This window comes from Aquabacterium parvum (genome assembly GCF_001447195.1).
Taxonomy (GTDB): Bacteria; Pseudomonadota; Gammaproteobacteria; order Burkholderiales; family Burkholderiaceae_C; genus Aquabacterium; species Aquabacterium parvum.
In genome coordinates this window covers 25,447-43,781 of the sequence record NZ_LFRI01000284.1, presented here as the reverse complement: position 1 = coordinate 43,781, position 18,335 = coordinate 25,447, and the positions used below count along the sequence as shown (strand labels likewise).

The 18,335-nt window shown below is 67.9% G+C and carries 18 protein-coding genes; 7 read left to right on the top strand and 11 right to left on the bottom strand.

Annotated features, from left to right (window positions below; all coding sequences use genetic code 11):
• Window positions 1–90 precede the first annotated feature (90 nt).
• Window positions 91–1,680, top strand: coding sequence for a DUF4465 domain-containing protein (locus ABG80_RS21410; protein WP_083505994.1), 1,590 nt, complete (start codon window positions 91–93; stop codon window positions 1,678–1,680).
• Complete coding sequence (locus tag ABG80_RS10460) at window positions 1,677–3,860, top strand: TonB-dependent receptor (RefSeq protein WP_083505993.1); 2,184 nt, start codon at window positions 1,677–1,679, stop codon at window positions 3,858–3,860. The genes ABG80_RS21410 and ABG80_RS10460 overlap by 4 nt, the downstream gene beginning before the upstream one ends.
• Before the next feature lie 36 nt (window positions 3,861–3,896).
• Here the strand turns inward: ABG80_RS10460 and ABG80_RS10455 are convergent, their stop codons facing one another.
• The 7 genes from ABG80_RS10455 to nikR form a co-directional block, all read right to left on the bottom strand.
• Window positions 3,897–4,409, bottom strand: a complete 513-nt coding sequence (locus tag ABG80_RS10455) for a copper chaperone PCu(A)C (RefSeq protein WP_058087647.1) — start codon at window positions 4,407–4,409, stop codon at window positions 3,897–3,899.
• A 43-nt stretch (window positions 4,410–4,452) separates the two neighbouring features.
• Complete coding sequence (locus ABG80_RS10450) at window positions 4,453–6,426, bottom strand: TonB-dependent receptor domain-containing protein (RefSeq protein WP_160322516.1); 1,974 nt, start codon at window positions 6,424–6,426, stop codon at window positions 4,453–4,455.
• Between the two features lie 141 nt (window positions 6,427–6,567).
• Complete coding sequence (locus ABG80_RS10445; RefSeq protein WP_152987567.1) at window positions 6,568–7,197, bottom strand: PEP-CTERM sorting domain-containing protein; 630 nt, start codon at window positions 7,195–7,197, stop codon at window positions 6,568–6,570.
• 21 nt (window positions 7,198–7,218) lie between these two features.
• Complete coding sequence (locus ABG80_RS10440; RefSeq protein ID WP_058087621.1) at window positions 7,219–7,986, bottom strand: hypothetical protein; 768 nt, start codon at window positions 7,984–7,986, stop codon at window positions 7,219–7,221.
• Window positions 7,987–8,081: 95 nt separating this feature from the next.
• The gene (locus ABG80_RS10435) at window positions 8,082–8,471 is read right to left on the bottom strand and encodes a DUF2946 domain-containing protein (RefSeq protein WP_058087620.1); all 390 of its coding nucleotides are present in this window, start codon (window positions 8,469–8,471) and stop codon (window positions 8,082–8,084) included.
• A 97-nt stretch (window positions 8,472–8,568) separates the two neighbouring features.
• The gene (locus ABG80_RS10430; protein ID WP_083505992.1) at window positions 8,569–10,704 is read right to left on the bottom strand and encodes a TonB-dependent receptor; all 2,136 of its coding nucleotides are present in this window, start codon (window positions 10,702–10,704) and stop codon (window positions 8,569–8,571) included.
• Window positions 10,705–10,811: 107 nt separating this feature from the next.
• Window positions 10,812–11,351, bottom strand: a complete 540-nt coding sequence (gene nikR / locus ABG80_RS10425; protein WP_235513817.1) for a nickel-responsive transcriptional regulator NikR — start codon at window positions 11,349–11,351, stop codon at window positions 10,812–10,814.
• Window positions 11,352–11,433: 82 nt separating this feature from the next.
• Here nikR and ABG80_RS10420 point away from each other — a divergent pair, with 82 nt between their 5' ends.
• Complete coding sequence (locus tag ABG80_RS10420) at window positions 11,434–12,285, top strand: MipA/OmpV family protein (RefSeq protein WP_160322515.1); 852 nt, start codon at window positions 11,434–11,436, stop codon at window positions 12,283–12,285.
• 18 nt (window positions 12,286–12,303) lie between these two features.
• Here ABG80_RS10420 and ABG80_RS10415 read toward each other — a convergent pair whose 3' ends face one another.
• A complete protein-coding gene (locus ABG80_RS10415) occupies window positions 12,304–12,939 on the bottom strand; it encodes a TetR/AcrR family transcriptional regulator (protein WP_058087618.1) in 636 nt (211 codons plus the stop codon).
• A gap of 66 nt (window positions 12,940–13,005) precedes the next feature.
• On the opposite strand from ABG80_RS10415, the gene ABG80_RS10410 reads away from it, so the two are divergent.
• Entirely contained in the window at window positions 13,006–14,067 is a 1,062-nt protein-coding gene (locus tag ABG80_RS10410; RefSeq protein WP_058087617.1) for a putative solute-binding protein, read from the top strand.
• On the opposite strand, the gene ABG80_RS10405 is transcribed toward ABG80_RS10410, so the two are convergent.
• Window positions 14,059–14,811: a YoaK family protein gene (locus ABG80_RS10405; protein ID WP_058087616.1), complete on the bottom strand. Its 753-nt coding sequence runs from the start codon at window positions 14,809–14,811 to the stop codon at window positions 14,059–14,061. The genes ABG80_RS10410 and ABG80_RS10405 overlap by 9 nt on opposite strands.
• Before the next feature lie 113 nt (window positions 14,812–14,924).
• Here ABG80_RS10405 and ABG80_RS10400 point away from each other — a divergent pair, with 113 nt between their 5' ends.
• Complete coding sequence (locus ABG80_RS10400) at window positions 14,925–15,590, top strand: DUF1345 domain-containing protein (protein WP_058087615.1); 666 nt, start codon at window positions 14,925–14,927, stop codon at window positions 15,588–15,590.
• 33 nt (window positions 15,591–15,623) lie between these two features.
• Here the strand turns inward: ABG80_RS10400 and ABG80_RS10395 are convergent, their stop codons facing one another.
• Together ABG80_RS10395 and infA are read right to left on the bottom strand one after the other, a co-directional pair.
• Window positions 15,624–16,343, bottom strand: a complete 720-nt coding sequence (locus tag ABG80_RS10395) for a hypothetical protein (RefSeq protein ID WP_152987565.1) — start codon at window positions 16,341–16,343, stop codon at window positions 15,624–15,626.
• Between the two features lie 129 nt (window positions 16,344–16,472).
• The gene (gene infA / locus ABG80_RS10390; protein WP_058087613.1) at window positions 16,473–16,739 is read right to left on the bottom strand and encodes a translation initiation factor IF-1; all 267 of its coding nucleotides are present in this window, start codon (window positions 16,737–16,739) and stop codon (window positions 16,473–16,475) included.
• Window positions 16,740–16,882: 143 nt separating this feature from the next.
• On the opposite strand from infA, the gene ABG80_RS10385 reads away from it, so the two are divergent.
• Both ABG80_RS10385 and ABG80_RS10380 read left to right on the top strand, forming a co-directional pair.
• Window positions 16,883–17,302, top strand: coding sequence for an OsmC family protein (locus ABG80_RS10385; RefSeq protein WP_058087612.1), 420 nt, complete (start codon window positions 16,883–16,885; stop codon window positions 17,300–17,302).
• Window positions 17,299–18,255, top strand: a complete 957-nt coding sequence (locus ABG80_RS10380; RefSeq protein WP_058087611.1) for a pirin family protein — start codon at window positions 17,299–17,301, stop codon at window positions 18,253–18,255. Before ABG80_RS10385 ends, ABG80_RS10380 begins: the two co-directional genes overlap by 4 nt.
• Window positions 18,256–18,335 lie beyond the last annotated feature (80 nt).

Below are 18,335 nucleotides of genomic sequence, written 5' to 3'. Positions count from 1 at the left end.
CCGGCGTGCGCGTGCCTGTCTCGTTCCTCTCCCACTGTTCGGCCGGTTGGCTCGAATGCGCCCACGGATGGTGGGCGCCGGAGGAACAACATGCGATTCAAGCTTCTCTCAGTCCCGGCCTGTGCGGCCACCCTGGCCCTGGCCTGCATGGCTCAGGCCCATGCGGCGGGCCCTTTTGCCCCGGCTGCCGGCAAACCCGGCTCCACCGCCATCAGCAAGGACAGCGCGTCCTTCGTGCAATGGGCCACCGGCTGGGAGGACTACCTGCCTGGCCCCAACGTCGACGCGCAATGGAAGACGCCAGAGAAGGCTTTGGGCAAGGCCCAAGGCACCTCCACCGACATCGTCGTGCTGGGTGACGCTGGCCGCATCACCCTGACCTTTGGTGGCGCGATCTACAACGGCGCTGGCGCCGACTTCGCGGTGTTCGAAAACAGTTTCAGCGACACCTTCCTGGAGCTGGCTTTCGTCGAGGTCTCGTCCAACGGCGTCGACTTCTTCCGCTTCCCCAGTTACTCGTTCACGCCCGCACCCGTGGGTGGCTTCGGCAACATCGACCCGACCAACATCGACGGCCTGGCCGGCAAGTACCGCCAGGGTTTCGGCACGCCTTTCGACCTGGACGCGCTGGCCGGCACCGCGGGCCTGGACGTGGACAACGTGCGCTTCGTGCGCATCGTCGACGTCATCGGTCGTGGCCAGGAGTTCGACAACTTCCCCGCCTCTGCCGGCGGCCCGCACGCCATCTATGACCCGTACCCGACCACGGGCAGCGGTGGCTTCGACCTCGACGCCGTGGGTGTCATCCACTTTGCGCCCGTGCCTGAGCCCCAGACCTGGGCGTTGATGGGCGTGGGCCTGCTGGCCCTGGCTGTGCTGCGCCGTCGTCGTGTCGCCGCTGCGGCGCTCATCGGCGCCAGCCTGGCCTCGGGCGCCCACGCCGCGCTGACCGTCAGCACCTTCGACGACCTGCCCTTGAGCCCGGGCAGCCATTTCTTCCCCGGCACCTCGACCGCTTTCGTCAGTGGCGCCGCCAGCTTCAACCACGATTTCGCCGATTACGGATGGGGCTGCTGCTGGAGCGGCTGGACCTATTCCAACCAGACCGACACCACCACGCCCGGCTTCGAAAACCAGTTCAGCGCCTACGCCGGCTCGGGCGCTGGTGGCTCGGCCAACTACGCTCTGGCCTACCTGGGCTCGCCCGTGATCCGCTTCGAGGCGCCGGCAGAGCTCGCCAGCGTCGACGTGAGTAACACCACTTACACGGCGTTGTCGATGCTGCAGGGTGACTCGTTCGCCAAGAAGTTCGGTGGTGCCAGCGGCGACGACGCCGACTTCCTCAAGCTCACCTTCATCGGCCTGAACGCGGCCGACCAGGAAACCGGCCGCGTGGACTTCTACCTGGCCGACTACCGCTTCGCCGACAACGGCCTTGATTACGTGGTCGGCAACTGGGCCAGCGTGAACCTGGGCTCGCTGGGTGCCGTCTCGGCGTTGAAGTTCGAGCTGAGCTCGTCCGACAACGGTGACTTCGGCATGAACACGCCGGCTTACTTCGCCATCGACAACCTGGCCGTGACGACAGCGGTGCCTGAGGCCTCGTCGCTGGCGATGGTGCTGGCGGGGCTGTTGGGCGTGGCGGGTGTCACCGCCCTGCGTCGCCGATCGCAGCGATGAGTGGCGGCCCGCTCGCGGCCCGGTCCCTGGCCAGTTGGTCAGGGCGCGTGATGCCGACACGGCGTGTTGCGAAGGCCTGCGGCCTGGCGTTGGCGGTGGCCTCGGGCGTGGCCCAGGCGCAGTCCGCTGCGGCACCTGCCCAGGCCCCTGCTGCATCCCAGGTCGCGAGCGCGGAGGCCACCTTGCCCGAGGTCAGCGTGCGGGCGAGCGATGCGGCCCAGGCGGCCGATGCATCGCTCGCTGCCACGCGCAACGTCACGGTGATCACGGCGCGGGACATCGCTCGCGCCAGCGCGAGCTCGGTGTCCGACCTGCTGGCCACCGAGGCCAACCTGGCGCTGCAGAGCTACTTCGGTAACGACCGCAGCGCCACCCTGGACATGCGCGGCATGGGCGCAACCGCCAGCAGCAACGTGCTGATCGTGGTCGATGGCGTGGTCATCAACGAGAACGACCTGTCGGGCGCCAACCTGTCGTCGCTGTCCCTGAGCGAAGTCAGGCAGATCGAGGTGGACCGGGGCGGTGGCGCCATCGAGCACGGCAGTGGCGCCGTGGCAGGTGTGGTTCGCATCACCACCATGCCCGAGCTCGACGAAGGCGAGCAGCGAGGTCGCGCGCGGTTGCGCTTGGGCACCTTGGGCGAGCGCATCGGGGACGTGCAACTGGCCGCCCAGGCCGGCGCATGGACACCCGTGCTCCAGCTGCACCGAGGCCGTGACCCGGGTTGGCGCGACAACGGCGAATTCGACAGCATGCGCGCGGCGCTGAGCCTGCGTTGGCAGGGCTCGGTCGGCGGCGCCAAAGCCGATGCGCTGGCGCGCCTGGTGCGCCAGCGCGATCGCTACGGCTTGCCAGGCCCGGTCTCGCGCGATGTGTTCGAGTCGGGCAGCGAGCGCGAGCTGCGTGCCACGCGTTCGCCGCTGGATGGCGGGCGCACCGACCTGGATCGGCAGGACCTGGGTGCGAGCCTGGACTTCGGGGCGATCGGGCAACTCACCTGGGCGAGCAGCCACCGCGAGCGAGTCAACCCGTTCTACATCGGGGTCGACGCCAGCCGCCCACTGGCCGATCAGGAACAAAGGACCACGTCCGAGCGCTGGGACCACCGGCTCAGCCACCGCCTGGGCACCGAGCTGGCTGGTCTGCGGCAGGAAGTGACCTGGGGGTGGAGCCGCATGGATGGTGAATACGCCCGCTGGGACCTGCCCGCCAGCACGCCGGACCACACCCGCTTGCAGGGTGAGGCGGCCGCCAGTGCCTGGACGCTGGCCACCACGCTCAGGCCTCACCGAGCGGTCACCGTTCAGGCGGGGGTGAGATGGGATCACTTCGAGTCCACCCGCCAAAGCCAGAAGTGGTCACGCGACTGCACTTTTGCGCCTTTCCCGGTCCTGGTGTGTTCGCCCTACGCTTACGAGGACACGCAAGCGCCGGTCGCGGGCGATTGGTTCAACCGCCTTGGCGAAATCGGCATCAATTGGCAGGCGGGGGCCGACACCAGTTTCTTCGTTCGCCGCAACGGCACCTTCCGCGCGCCCAACCTCGACGAGCTCAACAAGGCGGCCGACACCTTGCGTCCGCAGCGTGGCGTCACGCAGGAGCTGGGCTGGCGCCAACGCGCAGGCGAGCGGTTGTCTTGGTCCGTGACCTGGTTCGACATGCGCCTGCAAGACGAGATCTACTACGGCCGTGATGCCGCAGGCGATGAACTCAACCGCAATCGCGACGAGGCCTCGCGTCGCCAAGGCGTGGAGCTGTCGGGGCGCTGGCAGCCTGCACGCAACTGGCGGCTGAACGGCATGGTCAGCTACCTGGTGCCCAGCCTGGCGGGGCGAGCGGGTGACATCCCGCTCGTGGCCCGAACCACGGCCAGCCTCACGCTGGGCTGGCAGCCCAGCCCCGCCTGGCAGTCGGCGCTGTCGGTGCGCCACGTGGGCCCGCGTCGCGATGGCAATGCGGACAACGTCAGCGGCGCCTCCAATGCGGGCGGCCCGCCGCTGGCTCGCCTGCGCGCCCACCAGGTGGTGGACGCCGTGGTGCGCTACCGCCAGGACGACATCGAGCTGGCCTTGGGGGTGAACAACCTGTTTGACGAGCGCTACAGCACCCTCGCATTCAGCCAGACCTACTACCCCATGCCCGGGCGACAAGCGCACACCACGCTGAGCGTGCGGTTCTGAAGGCCGCGCTGTGGCGTGGGGTCCTTTGCAGCCCGATCAGTGCTTGTGATGGCCGTGGTCGTGCCCGTGGTCATGGCCATGCCCTTCGGCGGCCGTGGCCGGGCCCATCTTCTTGACCGGCACCTTGACGTCGATGGTCGATTGCTTCTTCTGAGCGTCTTCCACGACGAGCTTGATCGGCACGGTGCTGCCGTCGGGCAGGGGCTTTTTCAGGCCCATCAGCATGATGTGGTACGAGCCGGGCTTGAGCGACACCGCTTGCCCGGCAGGCAGCGGCAGCGATGCGATGGCGCGCATCTTCATCACGTCGCCTTCCATCTTCATCTCATGGACTTCGACCGTGCCCGCCACGGGCGAGCTGCCCCCGACGAGCTTGCTGTCCTGCTTGGCCGTGAGGTTGGCGAACATGCCGGTGGCCTGCTGGCCGGGCACGGTGGCGCGCACCCAGGCGTCGCTGACCGCAACTTGGGACCAGGCCGTGCCGGCCATGCCAAGCAGGGCCGCCGCGATCAGGCGACGGGATGGGGTGGTGATGCGTTGGTTCTTCATGGCGGTCTCCTTGAGGGGCAAAGCAGCAGGTGTCATCCTGCCATCAAAGTTGCTGGACCCACTTGACCCACCAGCGGCGGCCAGGTTCCGGCACCCGGGTGCTCAGCGTGGAGCCCAGCGAGCCCCAGCTGCGGTCGATGCTGTGGTTGATGTGTTCAACGTAGGAGCGGTCGAATGCGTTGTCCACCCCGACGGCCAGGCTGGCCTGCCATGGCAGTTGACGACGAACGGACGCGTTGACGACGCTGAAGCCAGGCGTGGCCTCGTTGACGTCCAGGCCATTGGTGTTGCCCTGGTTGAACGCGTACCGGTCTTGCCGCGCCGAGCCGCGCCATTCAACGCGGGCTTGCCAGGGGCCTGAGCGCCAGTCGGTGTTCAGTCGCAGCTCGTGCGGGGGCGTTTGTGCCAGCGGGCGACGCTCGCTGAGGTTGTCGGCGCGCACCCGGCTGAAGGCGGCTGCGCTGGACCAGCTCGGGCTCCATTGCCAGCGGCCTTCGAGCTCCCAGCCCACGCGCCTGGCCCGCACGTTGCGCGCGGTGGTGCCACTGGTCAGCAAGATGAAGTCGTCGATGCGGCTGTGGAAGGCGTCGAAGGTCAGCTGCCACGGACCCGATGCCCCGCTCAAACCGGCGTGCAGCTCGCGGTTGGTTTCGGGCGCGAGCTTCAGGGCGTCCACGCTGCCCACCTCGATGGGGTCGGGTGCCCGCTGCGACTGGCCCCAGGCCAGGTGCGTGCGCCAGGCATCGGCCAGCTGCCAGCTCAGGCGCGCGACGTGCTGGCTCAAGCCGTGTTCGCTGCGACCGTTCTCGCCGGTCTTGGCCACCGGGTTCACCGCGAAGCTGCGGATCGCGCCCGTGCGCGTGTCCACCTGATCGCGGCGGCTGCCCAGCGTCAGCTGCCAGGCGTCGAGGTCCAGGTTCCATTCGGCGTACAAGCCGGCTTTGCGCTGGCGCACCTGGTAATAGGGCTGCAGGCCCGGGTCCTGTTGAAAGCACATGGGCACGCCGAAGTCGATGCAGGCCTCGCTGCTCAGGTGGTTGGTGGCATCGTGGTCGTCGCTGCCCCAGTGGCTGCCCAGGGTCAGGCGCTGTGCATCGGTCAGGCGCAGCACGGCCTCGGCCTTGAGCTGGCGCCTGGTCACGTCCTGGACCATGTCCTCGCGGATGCGCGCCTCGCCGTCGTAGGTCAGGGGCGCCATGGCCCGCAGGCTGTGGTTGTCCATGGCGTGGTGAATGCGCTGGGCCATCCACCGAAGCTGCAGCTGCTCCAGCCATGGGTTGAGCTCTCGGGCTTGCCAGCCGGCGCCCAGGCGGTCTTGCCGAAAGGCCGTGCCATCCATGTGAAAGGCCGGGTAGACGGACTGGCCGTTGCTGTGTGCCACGTCGGCGCTCAGCGTCTGGTGCTCGCTGATGCGCCAGCCGAAGTCGGCCATCGTCTGGCGCTTTTCGAAGCGGGAGGGCACGCGGCGTCCCTGGCCATCGCGGTAGTCGTCGCGTTCGCTGTGGCGGCTGTTGACGCGTGCCCAGGCGGGCTCGGTGTTGAGCAGGGCCTCGGCCGCCAGCATCCGCTCGCCGAAGCGGCCGACCTGTGCCTGCCAACTCGCCCCCGGTGCTTGATCGCTGGCGGGTTGCTTGCGTTCGGCCAGCACGGCACCGCCGAACACGCCTGCGTGCCGGACGGTGGTCGGGCCCTTGAGCACCGTGAGCCGGTCGATGCTGTCGAGCGTCAGGTAGGACGTGGCCGGGTCCATGCCGTGGTTGCAGGCCCCGTCGATCGACAGGCCATCGAGCAGCACCGGCACGCGCGAGCCGCTGAGGCCTTGCACCGACACCAGGCCTGAGGTGCCAGCCTGGCGCATCACGCGCACGCCGTTGACCTGCCGCAGCTGTTCGGCAGGGTCGTCATGTGCGTCCTGCCCCTGGATTCGCAGGCTGCGCTGCTGCGGCGGCGGCAGGCTGGGGGCTTGCACCCGGACCTCGGGGAGGGTGAGCTCCTGTGACCAGACCGGTGCGATCAAGGTCGCACTCAGGCAGGCCGGCAAAACGGCACGGTGAAACATTGGTGAGGACTTCTTGGCGATCGACGTCGAATGTGGCGGCAGCGCGCCCCGACCCAGGCAGGTCGAGGCGCGCTGGCGAGCTCAGGGGTTGGACGCGAATCAGCCTCGGCGGCGTTGGCGAAGCGCGCTCATGCCCAGCAGGCCGAACACCCCCACCGCAGCCATGGCCCAGGTCTGGGGCTCGGGTACCGCAGGCGCCAGGTGGAGGTGCAACTTGATGGCGTCGCGCACCGGATCGCCCATGCCCGTCATGGCGTGGTGGTGGTACATCGACTCGTTGAGGTTCACCGACACGGTGCTGGCGGTGAAGCTCAGCGCGGTGGCCGGATCGAAGCCCTCGATCAGGTTGCCGTGCACGTTGGGCACATAGGTCGTGTTGGTCACGGCGACATCTTCGATTTCCAGCGGCACGTTGCTCACGCGAAAGCCTTGCATGGCGAACGTGCCGACGTTCATGAAGTCGTCGTTGCCGACGTAGGTCAAAGCGATGTCGCCGCCGCTGAAGTCGATGTCCCAGCGGATGTCCTTGCTGCTGCTGAGAGACCAGCCGCTGACTTCAAGTCCGCTGCCAACGGTGACGGTGCGGCTGCTCAGCGCGGTGAAGCCCGAGCCGAAGTCGATGCCGTACTCGATGAGCAGGGTCTCGCCATCGAGGCTGCCGTGGGCGCTGGCGATGCTGGCGCAGGCGCCGAGGGTGAGAGCGAGGAGGGTGTTGCGAAAGTTCTTCATGGTCATGTCCTGATGAGGGGTTCAGCGTGCGGTGCGACGGCGGGCCGTCCAGCTCAAGGCCAGTGCGCCTGCGAGCGCGAGACCGACGGAAGAAGGCTCGGGCACGGCCGAAACCGACAACGTGGCGCTGAGCCCGAAGTTGCCGGTGTTGCCGGGCACGCCAGCGTTCTGCGCGTCGTAGACGTTGCCGCCGATGACGATGGAGTAGGTGCCAGCAGCCAGCCGGAAGGTGGCAGAAGTCAGGCCGTCTGAGCTGCCGTCGCCCAGGGCGCCGAGGCCATCGGCGCTGTGGCCGACATGGACCAGGTCACCCAACACGCCGGCGTCGTTGCCGATCTTGAAGTCGCCCAGGGCGTTCCAGACGCCTTCGACGGCAAATGGCAGCGTGGCGCGCCAGGCCATCGACGAGGCCGACGTGTCGTACGACAGCGACGACACGCCCTCGGCGTCAACGGTGATGGGCGCCAGGCCTTGGTAGACGGAGAAGGCCGGCACCAGGCCGCCCACCGAGCTGCTGGTGGCGTTCGCCTTGGCCGCAGCGGTGATGGTGATGTCGGCGGCGTTGTCGAGCGTGAACTTGAACCAGCGTGCCTTGTGGCTGTCGCCCCAATCGGCATCGGTGGCGTCGGCCCAGCCGAAGTTGCCTGAGATGGCCTGGTTGGCGATGGTGACGCTGGTGTTGGTCAGGCCCGTGAATGAGCCGAAGTCGCGGCCCGTGTAGGAAACGTGAGACCAGGCGGGTGCGCAGGCGAGCGCGACCACGCCCGCGATGAATGCGGTGCGGAACATGAGAGGACTCCAGGCGCGAGCCAGCTCAGGCCCAAGTTCGGGCGAGCTTCAAGCCGGCAAGCGACGATGAAAAAGGAAAGGGGGAGGGGAGAGGCTCAGGCCGCAGCAGGAGGTGCGCGGGCGAGTGCAGGCGACCACGCCGCGAGCGGGCGGGGTGCGTGCAGGAACAGGAAGGGCAGCGCCTCCGGCTCCGGGGTCAGCGTGAGGACGGACACAGCCGCAGGTGGCAGGCCCATGTCGTGCGCTTGCAGGAAGCAGGCCGGGCAGTGCGATTGCGCGTGCAGGCCGCCTTGGTCCGTGGGCTGGTCATGTGTGGCTTGACCCACGGCGACCCAGCGTGTGCCCGTGTTGGAGCACACCGCCACCCAGGCCAGCCCCGCGTTGCGCTGAACCAGCAACCATTGTGAGATCGCTGGGGCAAGCGCCATCGCCAGGACGGCCAGGGCGGCGATCCAGGTGATGCGACGGCGGACGGACAACGACATGGTTGGGGAGTGTAAATTTGTTCACGCACCTGTCAAGCTGCATGTCTCCCGCATGCAGGCGTGCCACGCGCATGCTGCGTGACCTGGGTCAACCACATCAAAACGCCACCGCCATGCTCAAGCGCACCGTGCGTGGCTCGGCTGGGTGCGAGTGCAGGTCGGCCGTGGCTTGCCCGCTGGGCTCGCTGGCCAGCCGCGACTCGTAGAAGTAGTCGATGTCGCTGACCTTTCGGTTGAACAGGTTGAAGACATCGACCCACACGCGCACCGCAGGCGTGAGCTGGCGGCCCAGTCTCGCGTAGGCCAGTGTCGTGCCCTGGGAGCGCATGCTGCCATCTTCGATCAGGTCGCGGGGGCCGAAGTGTCGCAGCTGGAACTGCGCCGTCCAAGGGCCTTTGTTGTCATAGCTCAGGCCGATCGATGCCACCCGCTCGACCGCGCCAGGCACGCGGCGGCCCGCGTTGGGTGCGTCGCCCTGGTCCTGGCGGAAACGAGCCTTTGACCAGGCGACATCGGCGTCCACCCACCAGCCCGGCGCCGGTTGCCAGTGCTGACCGATCTCGATGCCACGGCGACGCGAGGCCCCGCTGGCCTCGGTCTCGCCAGCATCGCCCACGAACACGAGTTCGGAGTCGAGCCTGAGTTGCCACAGCGCGATGTTGGTGTGCCAGCCGGGCAGCCACTCGCTGCGCAGGCCGAGCTCGTGGCCGCGCGTGCGCACCAGCGGGTCGGCGCGGCCGATGGCATCGCGGCTGCCGGTGTCGGGGTTGACCTTGGCGGTCAGGCGCGAAGTCATGCCGCGCGCGTCGTTGCTGTGAAAGCCCCAGCCGGTGTTGGCGAACAACTCGGTCTTTGCCCAAGGCCCGAACACCAGCGACAGCTTGGGGCTGGGCGCCACGTCGCTGCGGGTGCCGCTGTTGTCGGCCACGCTGCTGTCGACGTCCACCGCGATGCGGTCGATGCGCAGACCGGCGATGCTGCGCAGCCAGGGCAACCAACGCGTTTCGCTCTGGCCATGCAGGCCGACGCTGGTCTGGCGCACGCGGCTTTGCTGGATCACTTCCCGGCGCTCGCCACCCACGGCGGTGTACAAGCCCACCGGGTCCAGGCGGTCGTGGCGCCATTGCAGTCCCAGGCTGTGGCGGCTGTCCAGGCCTGCCAGCGGTGTGGTCCAGCTGCGCTGCACCTGCCCGCCCAGCACCAGGCGTTTTTCGGCCTGCTGGAACTGGTCGCCGTTGGCCTCGTCATCGAGGAAGTAGGTGAAGTTGGAGAACAGGCTCAGGCGCGAATGGATGGCGTAAAGCCCTGCTTGCCAATCGCCGTCGTTGACCACGCGCGTGGCCTGCCACGACAAGCTGCTGCGCTGGCTGTGGCCGCCGTCGCTGGGGTCGATGGCGCCATAGCGGTCGGTCTCCCCGCTGTCCACGGCGCGTTGCGGCACCTGGTCGGTGCTGTCCCAGCGTGCGCTGTAGAGCATGGCCGTGAAGCTGTGCCGGGTGTCGCCGTTCTGCACGCCGTGGCGCAGCAGGGCGTTGACGCGCTTGTGGTGCTGGGGCTGCTGCCAAGGCCCGTCGTGGTAGGCGCCTTCGACGGCATAGAGCAAGGGGCCTGCTGGCACCTCGGTGCTGCCGGCCACCAGCGCGCGCACGAAGCGGTTCTCGCCCACGGTGATCGATGCCTGGTTTTTTTCCAGCTTGTCTTTGAGCTGCAGGCGCGCCGAGCCGGCAGACGAAAAGTCACCGTCCTCGGCCGCGAAGGTGCCCTTGCGGTAGTGGATGGCCTGCACCAGCTCGGGGATGAGGAAATTCAGGTCGGTGTAGCCCTGGCCATGGGCGTGGGTGGGCATGTTCACCGGCATGCCGTCGACCCAGGTGGCGAAGTCGGAGCCATGGTCGAGGTTGAAGCCGCGCAGGTGGTACTGGTTGGCTTTGCCGTCGCCGCTGTGCTGCGAGACGATGACCCCGGGCACGAACTCCAGCACCTCGGCGGGGCGCAGCACGGGGCGGCGCTGAAGCAGCGCTCCGCTGACGGTGCCTTCGCTGGCGCTGGTTTGTTCGCCTGGGGCGTTCAGGTAGTGGGCGCGGACCTCGGTGTCCGGCAAACGGGTTTCGACGGGGGTGGTTTGAGCGCGGGAAATGGTGTGCACGCCCAGGCCCGACAAGCCCAGCAGGGTCAGGCAGGTGAGGGGTTTCAGGCGGGTGGTGGGACCAGGGCGTGTGCGGTGTTGGGGCATGTTGCACCAGTTGAGTGTGATGATTTACTAAAACATCATACAAACAGCAAGCCCCGTGCCCGGGGTGAGCGTGCGGGGCGATGGGGCGCGGCCCGGTCGCAGGGTGCTCAGCTGGCCGGTTTGATGTGCACGTGTCGCTCGCTGCCCGGGCCGTGGTCGTGCCGGTGGGGCAGGTGCAGTTCGACGCTGATCAGGTTGAGCTTGCCGTGGTGCACGCCGCGTTCGGCGCAGACCTGGTCGGCAAAACGCTGCACGCTGGCCACCCGCCCGCGCAGCAGCACCGTCTCGATGCAGTGCTCGTGATCCAGGTGCGCGTGCATGGTCGACAGCGTGAGGTCATGGTGCTCGTGCTGCAGGCTCATCAGTCGCTCGGCCAGGTCGCGTTCGTGGTGGTTGTAGACGTAAGACAGGCAGGCCACGCAATGACCTTTGGGGTCACCGCTGAGCCGCTGGCGGTCCATTTCGGCGCGCACGATGTCGCGGAAGGCCTCCGAGCGATTGCCATAGCCGCGCTCGGCCGCCCAGTCGTCGAACTCGCGGGCCAGTTTGTCGTCCAGGGAAATGGTGAAGCGTTCCATGGCCACATTGTGCGCAGGTTGCGTGCCACCCGGCGCAGGCGGCGGCCCCCATTCGGCGTTGGCGGTCATGGTTTCGTGTTCCACTCAGGGCCACCTGTGCAATCGACCTGGAGCTGTGGCCCACATGAAGTGCTTCGCTGTTCGCCCACCCTTGAGACCCGTCGCGAGCCTGGCCTCGCTGCTCGCGGCATGCGCCGTCATGCTGATGGCTCACGCGCCTGCCCAGGCCCAGAGCGAAGGCGAGGGCGAAGGTCGCAAGCCCTTGTGGGAGGTGGGCTTCGTGGCCGGGGGCGTGTCTCAGCTGGCCTACCCCGGTGCCGACCAGCAGGTGCGCCGCGCAGCGGTGCTGCCGTATGTGCTCTACCGCGGCGAGTTCGTGCGGGCCGACCGCGACACCGCAGGCTTGCGCGCCATCCGCACCGACGACTTCGAGCTCGACGTGAGTTTCGCAGGGGCGTTTGGCGCCAGCTCGGACAAGATCGAAGCCCGCCGGGGCATGCCCGACCTGGGCACCTTGATCGAGTTCGGCCCACGCCTGCGCTGGAAGCTGGGCGACGGGCCTGGCGGTGGCCAGTGGCGCTTTGACCTGCCACTGCGCGGCGTGTTCGACATCAGCGACCGCGCCGCCCACCGAGGCATGACGCTCGAGCCCGAGGTCTTTTTCCGCCGAGAAAGCACCACGGGCTGGACCTATGCGATGCGCTTTGGCGTCATCGTTGCCGACCAGCGCCTGGCCGACACCTTCTACGAGGTGGCGCCCCGTTACGCCACCGCCGATCGACCAGCCTATGAAGCCAAGCCAGGCTTGGTGGCCTGGCGGGTGGGCACGACGCTGTCGCGCAAGCTGGGCCCCGACTGGCGTGTGTTCGGCTTTGCCCGCGTCGACCACGTGGGCGGTGCCGCCAACCGCGCCAGCCCGCTGGTGCGTCGCGACGCGGGCCTGACGGCGGGCATCGGGGCCAGCTACACCTGGCTGCGCTCGGACACGCTGGTCGATGACTGAGCCACCCGGCCTGGTGCGCTAGCCAGGTTCGTGGCCTTTGATGAACAAGGCCACATTGGCCTTGAGCAGGGCCTCGTCGTCCTGTTCGGTTGGCTTGCCAAGGTTGAGCAGGTGGCGGAGTTGACCCATCCCCAGGAACAGCCCCATGAACTGGTCAGCGGCCAGCGCGGGCTGTTTGACCTTCAGCGAGCCCTGGCGGGTGGCCTCGGCCAGGTAGATCGCCAAAGCCTGCCTCATGCGATCCGGGCCCTCGTCGTGAAAGGCCTGGCGGACCTCGGGGTGCGCATCGCGCAGGCCAAAGAGGATGCGGTGGTGTTGCACCACCTGGTCGTCGCGGATCAGGCGCAAGAAGGCCCGCCCGATGGAGGTCAGCGCCTGCTTGGGCTTGAGGGGGTCCATGGCGGGCATGTCGCTGCCCATGAGTTCGGCCGACCGCGAGGCCACGGCCGCGATGAACAGCTCGCCCTTTGACGGGAAGTGGCTGTAGACCGTCATCTTGGAGACCCCCGCCTCGGCCGCGATGGCGTCCATGCTGGTGCCCTGCAGGCCTTGCTCATGGAACTGGCGTGCCGCCGCGCTCAGGATGCGCTGCAGGCGCTCCGGGTCGCGGGGGCGGCCTCGCCGTGCGGGGACCGGGGGCTTGTCCTGATTCATTTACTGTACTGTTGGGTATCGAATGTGCGGGGTGACACACGCGCAACGCATCGAGCAGGGGACATCATGACATCGAAGGCCGGGGACAGCAGGAAGGGCGTGGCCAAGTGGTGCCTGGTGACGGCACTCCTGGCAAGCTGGGCCGGGTCGTGCCAGGCCGCGCCGCTGCTGTGCGCCTGGGACCTCCTGGGCAAGGGCGGTGAGGTGCACACGCTGGCCCAGGACTACGCCACGGCCATGGCCAGGGAGGGCGTGCACTTTCAGGTTCGCACCTTCACCGACGAGCGCGTGGTGGCCGAAGATTTCCGCGCCGGCCAGTGTGCTGCGGCCATCCTCACGGGTTTTCGGGCGCGCCCCTTCAACCAGGTCACGGGCTCGCTCGACAGCCTCGGTTCCGCCGTGGTGGTGCGCGATGGCCAGGTTGACCTGGCGGCCAGCTACGAGGTGCTGCGCAAGCTGATCCAGGTGTTTGCCTCGCCGCAGGCGGCCTCGCTGATGACCGAGGGGCAGCACGAGGTGGGCGGCATCCTGCCTGTGGGCGCCGCCTACCCGATGCTGCGCGAGCGCTTCGAGATCACGCCGCGCTCGCTGGCGGGCAAGCGGGTGGCCGCGTTCGACCACGATCGTGTGCAGGCCATGCTCATCCAGAAGATGGGCGCTCAAGCGATCTCTTCGGATGTCACCAACGTGGGGGCCAAGTTCAACAACGGCTTGGTCGACCTCATCCACATGCCCGCGATCACCTTCAAGCCTTTCGAGTTGGCCAAGGGCATGGGCACCAAAGGCGGGGTGCTGCGCATGCCGGTCATGATCCCGACACTGCAGCTCGTTTTCAACCGATCGCAGGTGCCGGCGTCGCTCGGCGCTGTGTCGCGCGTGTACTGGGCCGGCCTGCACGAGGGGGCGATGAAATCCATTCAGCGCGCAGAAGCGCAAGTGCCTGCTCGGCTTTGGTTCGACCTGCCGCCCGAACACGTCCAGCCCTATGTGGACGTGCTGCGAGAGGGTCGCATCGCCGGGGCGAACGCGGGGCTCTACAGCTGGCGCACGCTCAACCTGATGAAGAAGGCGCGTTGCCAGGCCTCACCCGCGATGGCCGAATGCAGCGTGCCGACCGAGTCACCCTGAGGCCCGGGCGCCACGGCTGCGCAGGTCATCCCAGGCCGGCACCAAGGCCAGCACCGCCAACAAAACCGCCAGCGGCACCGTGGACACGTAGCCCACGAACTTGAAGCCATAAGCGCCGATCACGCCGCCACCGGTGAAGGCCAGCAGCAGGCCGCCCAGCACGGTGATGCGCTCGAAGCTGGCGCGCACCGGGGCTTCGCCCTCGCGGCGGTTCCAGTACAGGGCCTTGCCCAACTCGATGCCCAGGTCGGTGACGATGCCGGTCATGTGGGTGGTGCGGATGACCGCGTGCGACAACTTGGTCACCACGGCGTTTTGCAGGCCCATGATGAAGCACAGCAGCACCACGGTGAAGGGCACCAGCACGCCCTCGAACTCGCTCAAGCGAGAGCCCAGCAGGCCAAAGCACAGGATGAGCAGCGCCTCGAGCATCAAGGGCAAGGCGAACTCGCTGCTGAGCTGGCGCCTGCGCGCGAAGTTCACCATCAGAGCGCAGCACATGGCGCCCAGCAGGAAAGACAGCACGCCCACGATGGCATCGACCACCAGGTCCAGGTGCCCCAGCGCCAAGTTGTCGGCCAGCGAAGAGACGGTGCCGGTGACGTGGGAGGTGTACTGCTGAACGGCCAGGAAGCCGCCAGCGTTGATGGCACCCGCCACGAAGGCCAGCGTCCATCCGAGGTGGCGGTTGGCGTGGGCGCTGCGGTGGCGGCCAACGAGGTAGCGTGCGTAGTTCGCGGGCATGGCCGTTCGATGGTAGCGCCTATTGGAGCGCTGATTAGAGCGCTGATTAGAGCGCTGATTGCGTCACCGCTCGCAGCCCCGGCCTGAGCAGAGTTGTCGGGCATCATGTCCGCATGCTGCTGAAACTCCTGCGCAGTTTGCGTGCGCGACCTCGCCTTGGGTTTTCTGCCCTGCTGGGCCTCGGCGTGGCCCTGGCCTGGCCCTCGCTGGGTTTCGACGCCCGCGACGTCACGCGAGGCCTGATCGCCTGGAACGTCGGGGCGATGAGCTACCTGGTGTTGACCGCCGTCATGATGGTGCGCTCGACGCACGAGGACATCCACAAGCGAGCCCTGACGCAAGACGAAGGCGCAGCGGTCATCCTGGCCATGGTGGTGCTGGCGGCGCTGGCCAGCCTGGGCGCCATCGTGGCCGAGCTGGCGGTGGCCCGACACGAGGTGGGGCTCTCCCGCTCCTTGCACGTCGGGCTGGCGGCCCTGACGGTGCTGACGTCCTGGGCCTTCACGCAGGTGATGTTCGCACTGCACTACGCACACGAGTACCACCAGTCGCTGCACGCCAATGAGCCGCCAGGCCTGATCTTTCCCGACACCCGTCAGCCTGGGTACTTTGACTTCCTGTACGTGGCGGCGGTGATCGGCACGTCGGCGCAGACTGCAGATGTGTCGTTCGGCAGCAGCGCGATGCGCCGCGTCGGCCTGGTGCACTGTGTGCTGGCCTTCTTCTTCAACGCCACTTTGCTGGCGCTGATGGTGAACGTGGGGGCGGCGCTGCTGTGATGGGCAAGTCCGCCTGACGTGATGCAGCGCGGCTCAGTAGCGGTAGCTCATGCCCAAGGCCAGGTGCGGCAGCACGCGCAGCTTGCCCACGTCGTCCTTGAGCTGGCGGGTTTCGGCGTCCACATCTGCCTGGCTGATCAGGCCGGGGTAGTTCTCCACCAGGTTCTGATCCACCGTGACCTTGGCCTTGCCGATGGACACCCCGATGTCGGCCACGAAGCCGAAGCCGGTCTCTCGCGGCTGGTGCCCCCAGCCGATGCCGAAGTAAGGCGTCAGGCGCGGGATCTTCACGTGGGCCTTGAAGTAATCGGCCGCCGTGGGCGTGATGGTGGTTTCGTTGATCGTCACGGGGGTGACGCCATCGAAGCGGCTGTCGAGCTTGACCGACGCGTCGTTGATCGTCAGGCCGGCCGTCAGGCGGAAGCGCCCGCCAAAGGGGTGGTAGTCGCCGAACAGGCCGACGCGGTTGTACTTGGCGCTGGCGCGGTAGGGCACGCCTGACTCGGTGCGGTCGCGCTGGGTGTTGCCCGTGGTGCCAGCATCGACGCGAAGGCCCAGTTGGTCGTTCACCGAGTGGGCGTAGCCGACCACGATGCCCGGCAAGCCGACCTTGACGTAGGACTCACCTGCCATGGCGCCGGGTGCTGTGCAGCAAAGCGCCACCGCGACCAGGGCGCAGGCCCGCGAGGGCGGCATTGGCGAAAGCCGCGCAAGAAGGCGGGGAAAGCGCGACGGGCGGCTGGTGTGATGCATGGTGGTTCCTCGGCGAGCCGGCCTGCGCCCCCTGCAGGGACAAAACAGGCCACACGCCTCGTCTTCGGCCGGCTGGCACCGACCTTGACCACCAATGTGTGTGCAGCTGTATCAGCCGCGTGAGCCAGATCAGCGTTTGCGCTGGCCGGGGGTGAAACCCGGCGTGGGGCCGCGGTTCTCGATGTGGCGGTAGGTGATGCGGCCCTTGCTCAGGTCATAGGGCGACATCTCCAGCGACACCTTGTCGCCGGCGAGGATGCGGATGTGGTTCTTGCGCATCTTGCCGCCGGAGTAGGCGATCAGCGTGTGGCCGTTGTCGAGGGTGACGCGAAAACGCGAGTCGGGCAGCACTTCATCGACCTTGCCGCTCATTTCAATCAGTTCTTCTTTGGCCAAGGTGACTCCTGTGAGGGCTTGGGGTTGCTTAAAGAGGTTAAAAGAGGTTATCGGGCAACAATAGATTCTACCCTTGGCACCTTGGGAAGTCGATCCGCCGATCCACCCAGGGCGCGTGACCGCCCTAGCCCTTTGGAGACCGCATGACCATCGAAGCCACCCTGCACCGCGCCAATGGCGCCCTGACCACCTTGAGCAATGGCCGCCACGCCTGGCTGTCCGACGTCAACAAGACGCTGGGCTCGGGCGACCAGGCGCCCGACCCGCACGACCTGCTTGACGCCGCCCTGGCCGCCTGCACGGCCCTGACGCTGGAGCTCTACATCCGTCGCCGGCAACTGCCCGTGACCGACTTGAAAGTGCGCGTCGAGCGCGCCGAATCGCGGGGCGACGACGGTCGGGTGCACTACAAGCTCGAGCGCACCGTGGGCATCGAGGGTGAGCTGAGCGAGGCCGATCGCGCCAAGTTGCTGGAGATCGCCGGCAAGTGCCCCATCCACCGCATCCTGGAAGGCGACATCGAGGTGCTGACCTCGCTGGCCGAGCCCGGGGAGGGGGCATGACGCCCGCCGATGCGCCCCCTGATGCGCTTCCGCCTGGGCGAGCCCCTGAGCCGCTGGTGCGACTGCGGGGCCGCGACACCACGCTGGCTGGCGCCTTGACCGTGCGCCGGGTGCTGCCTGCGGCGGCCCAGCGCTCGGTCGGGCCATTCATCTTTTTTGACCACTTCGGGCCCGTGACCCTGCCGCCCGAAGTCGACACCGACGTGGGGGGCCACCCGCACATCGGCCTGGCCACGGTGACCTACCTCTTCGAGGGGGGCTTCGTGCACCGCGACAGCCTGGGCACGGTGCAGCCCATCGCGCCGGGTGCCATCAACTGGATGGTGGCGGGGCGAGGGGTGGTGCACAGCGAGCGCGTGCCCGAGGCCGAGAGAGGCCAGCCGCGTCGCCTGCACGGCTTGCAGCTGTGGGTGGCCCTGCCGCCGGAGCTGGCGCAGTGCGAGCCCTCCTTCCAGCATGCGGCGGCGGCCGCCTTACCCCATGTGATGCAGCAGGCGGAGCCAAGCGGGCAGGCTGGCCGGGTGTCGGTGCGCGTGCTGGTCGGCGAGGCCTTTGGCGTTCGCAGCCCGGTTCGCACGGCTTCGCCCACGCTCTACCTGGACATCACCCTGCCGCCTGGCGCGAGCTGGACCTTGCCTCCGCTGGCCGAAGAGCAGGCCATCTTCAGCCCCGAAGATGCCCTGGAGGTCGATGGCGAGGTGCTTGCGCCACGCGAAATGGCCGTGCTGCCTGCTGGGGCTCCGGTGTCTCTGCGGGTGGGTGCCGAGGGCGCGCGCCTGGTGCTGATCGGCGGTCAGCCCCTGGCCCAGCCGGTGCGCATGTGGTGGAACTTCGTGGCCACCGATCCGGCTTTGATCGAGCGGGCCGCTGCCGATTGGGCGGCGGGCGGCTTCGCCCCCATCCCGGGTGAAACCGACCGGATCCCGGCGCCTGCTTGGCGGGGGCTGAGGTGAGGCAGAGGGGCGCGTGGTCACCGATACCGGGGCAATTTGCCTAAATTTATGAATTGCGGATAATTATCTGTATTCCATAA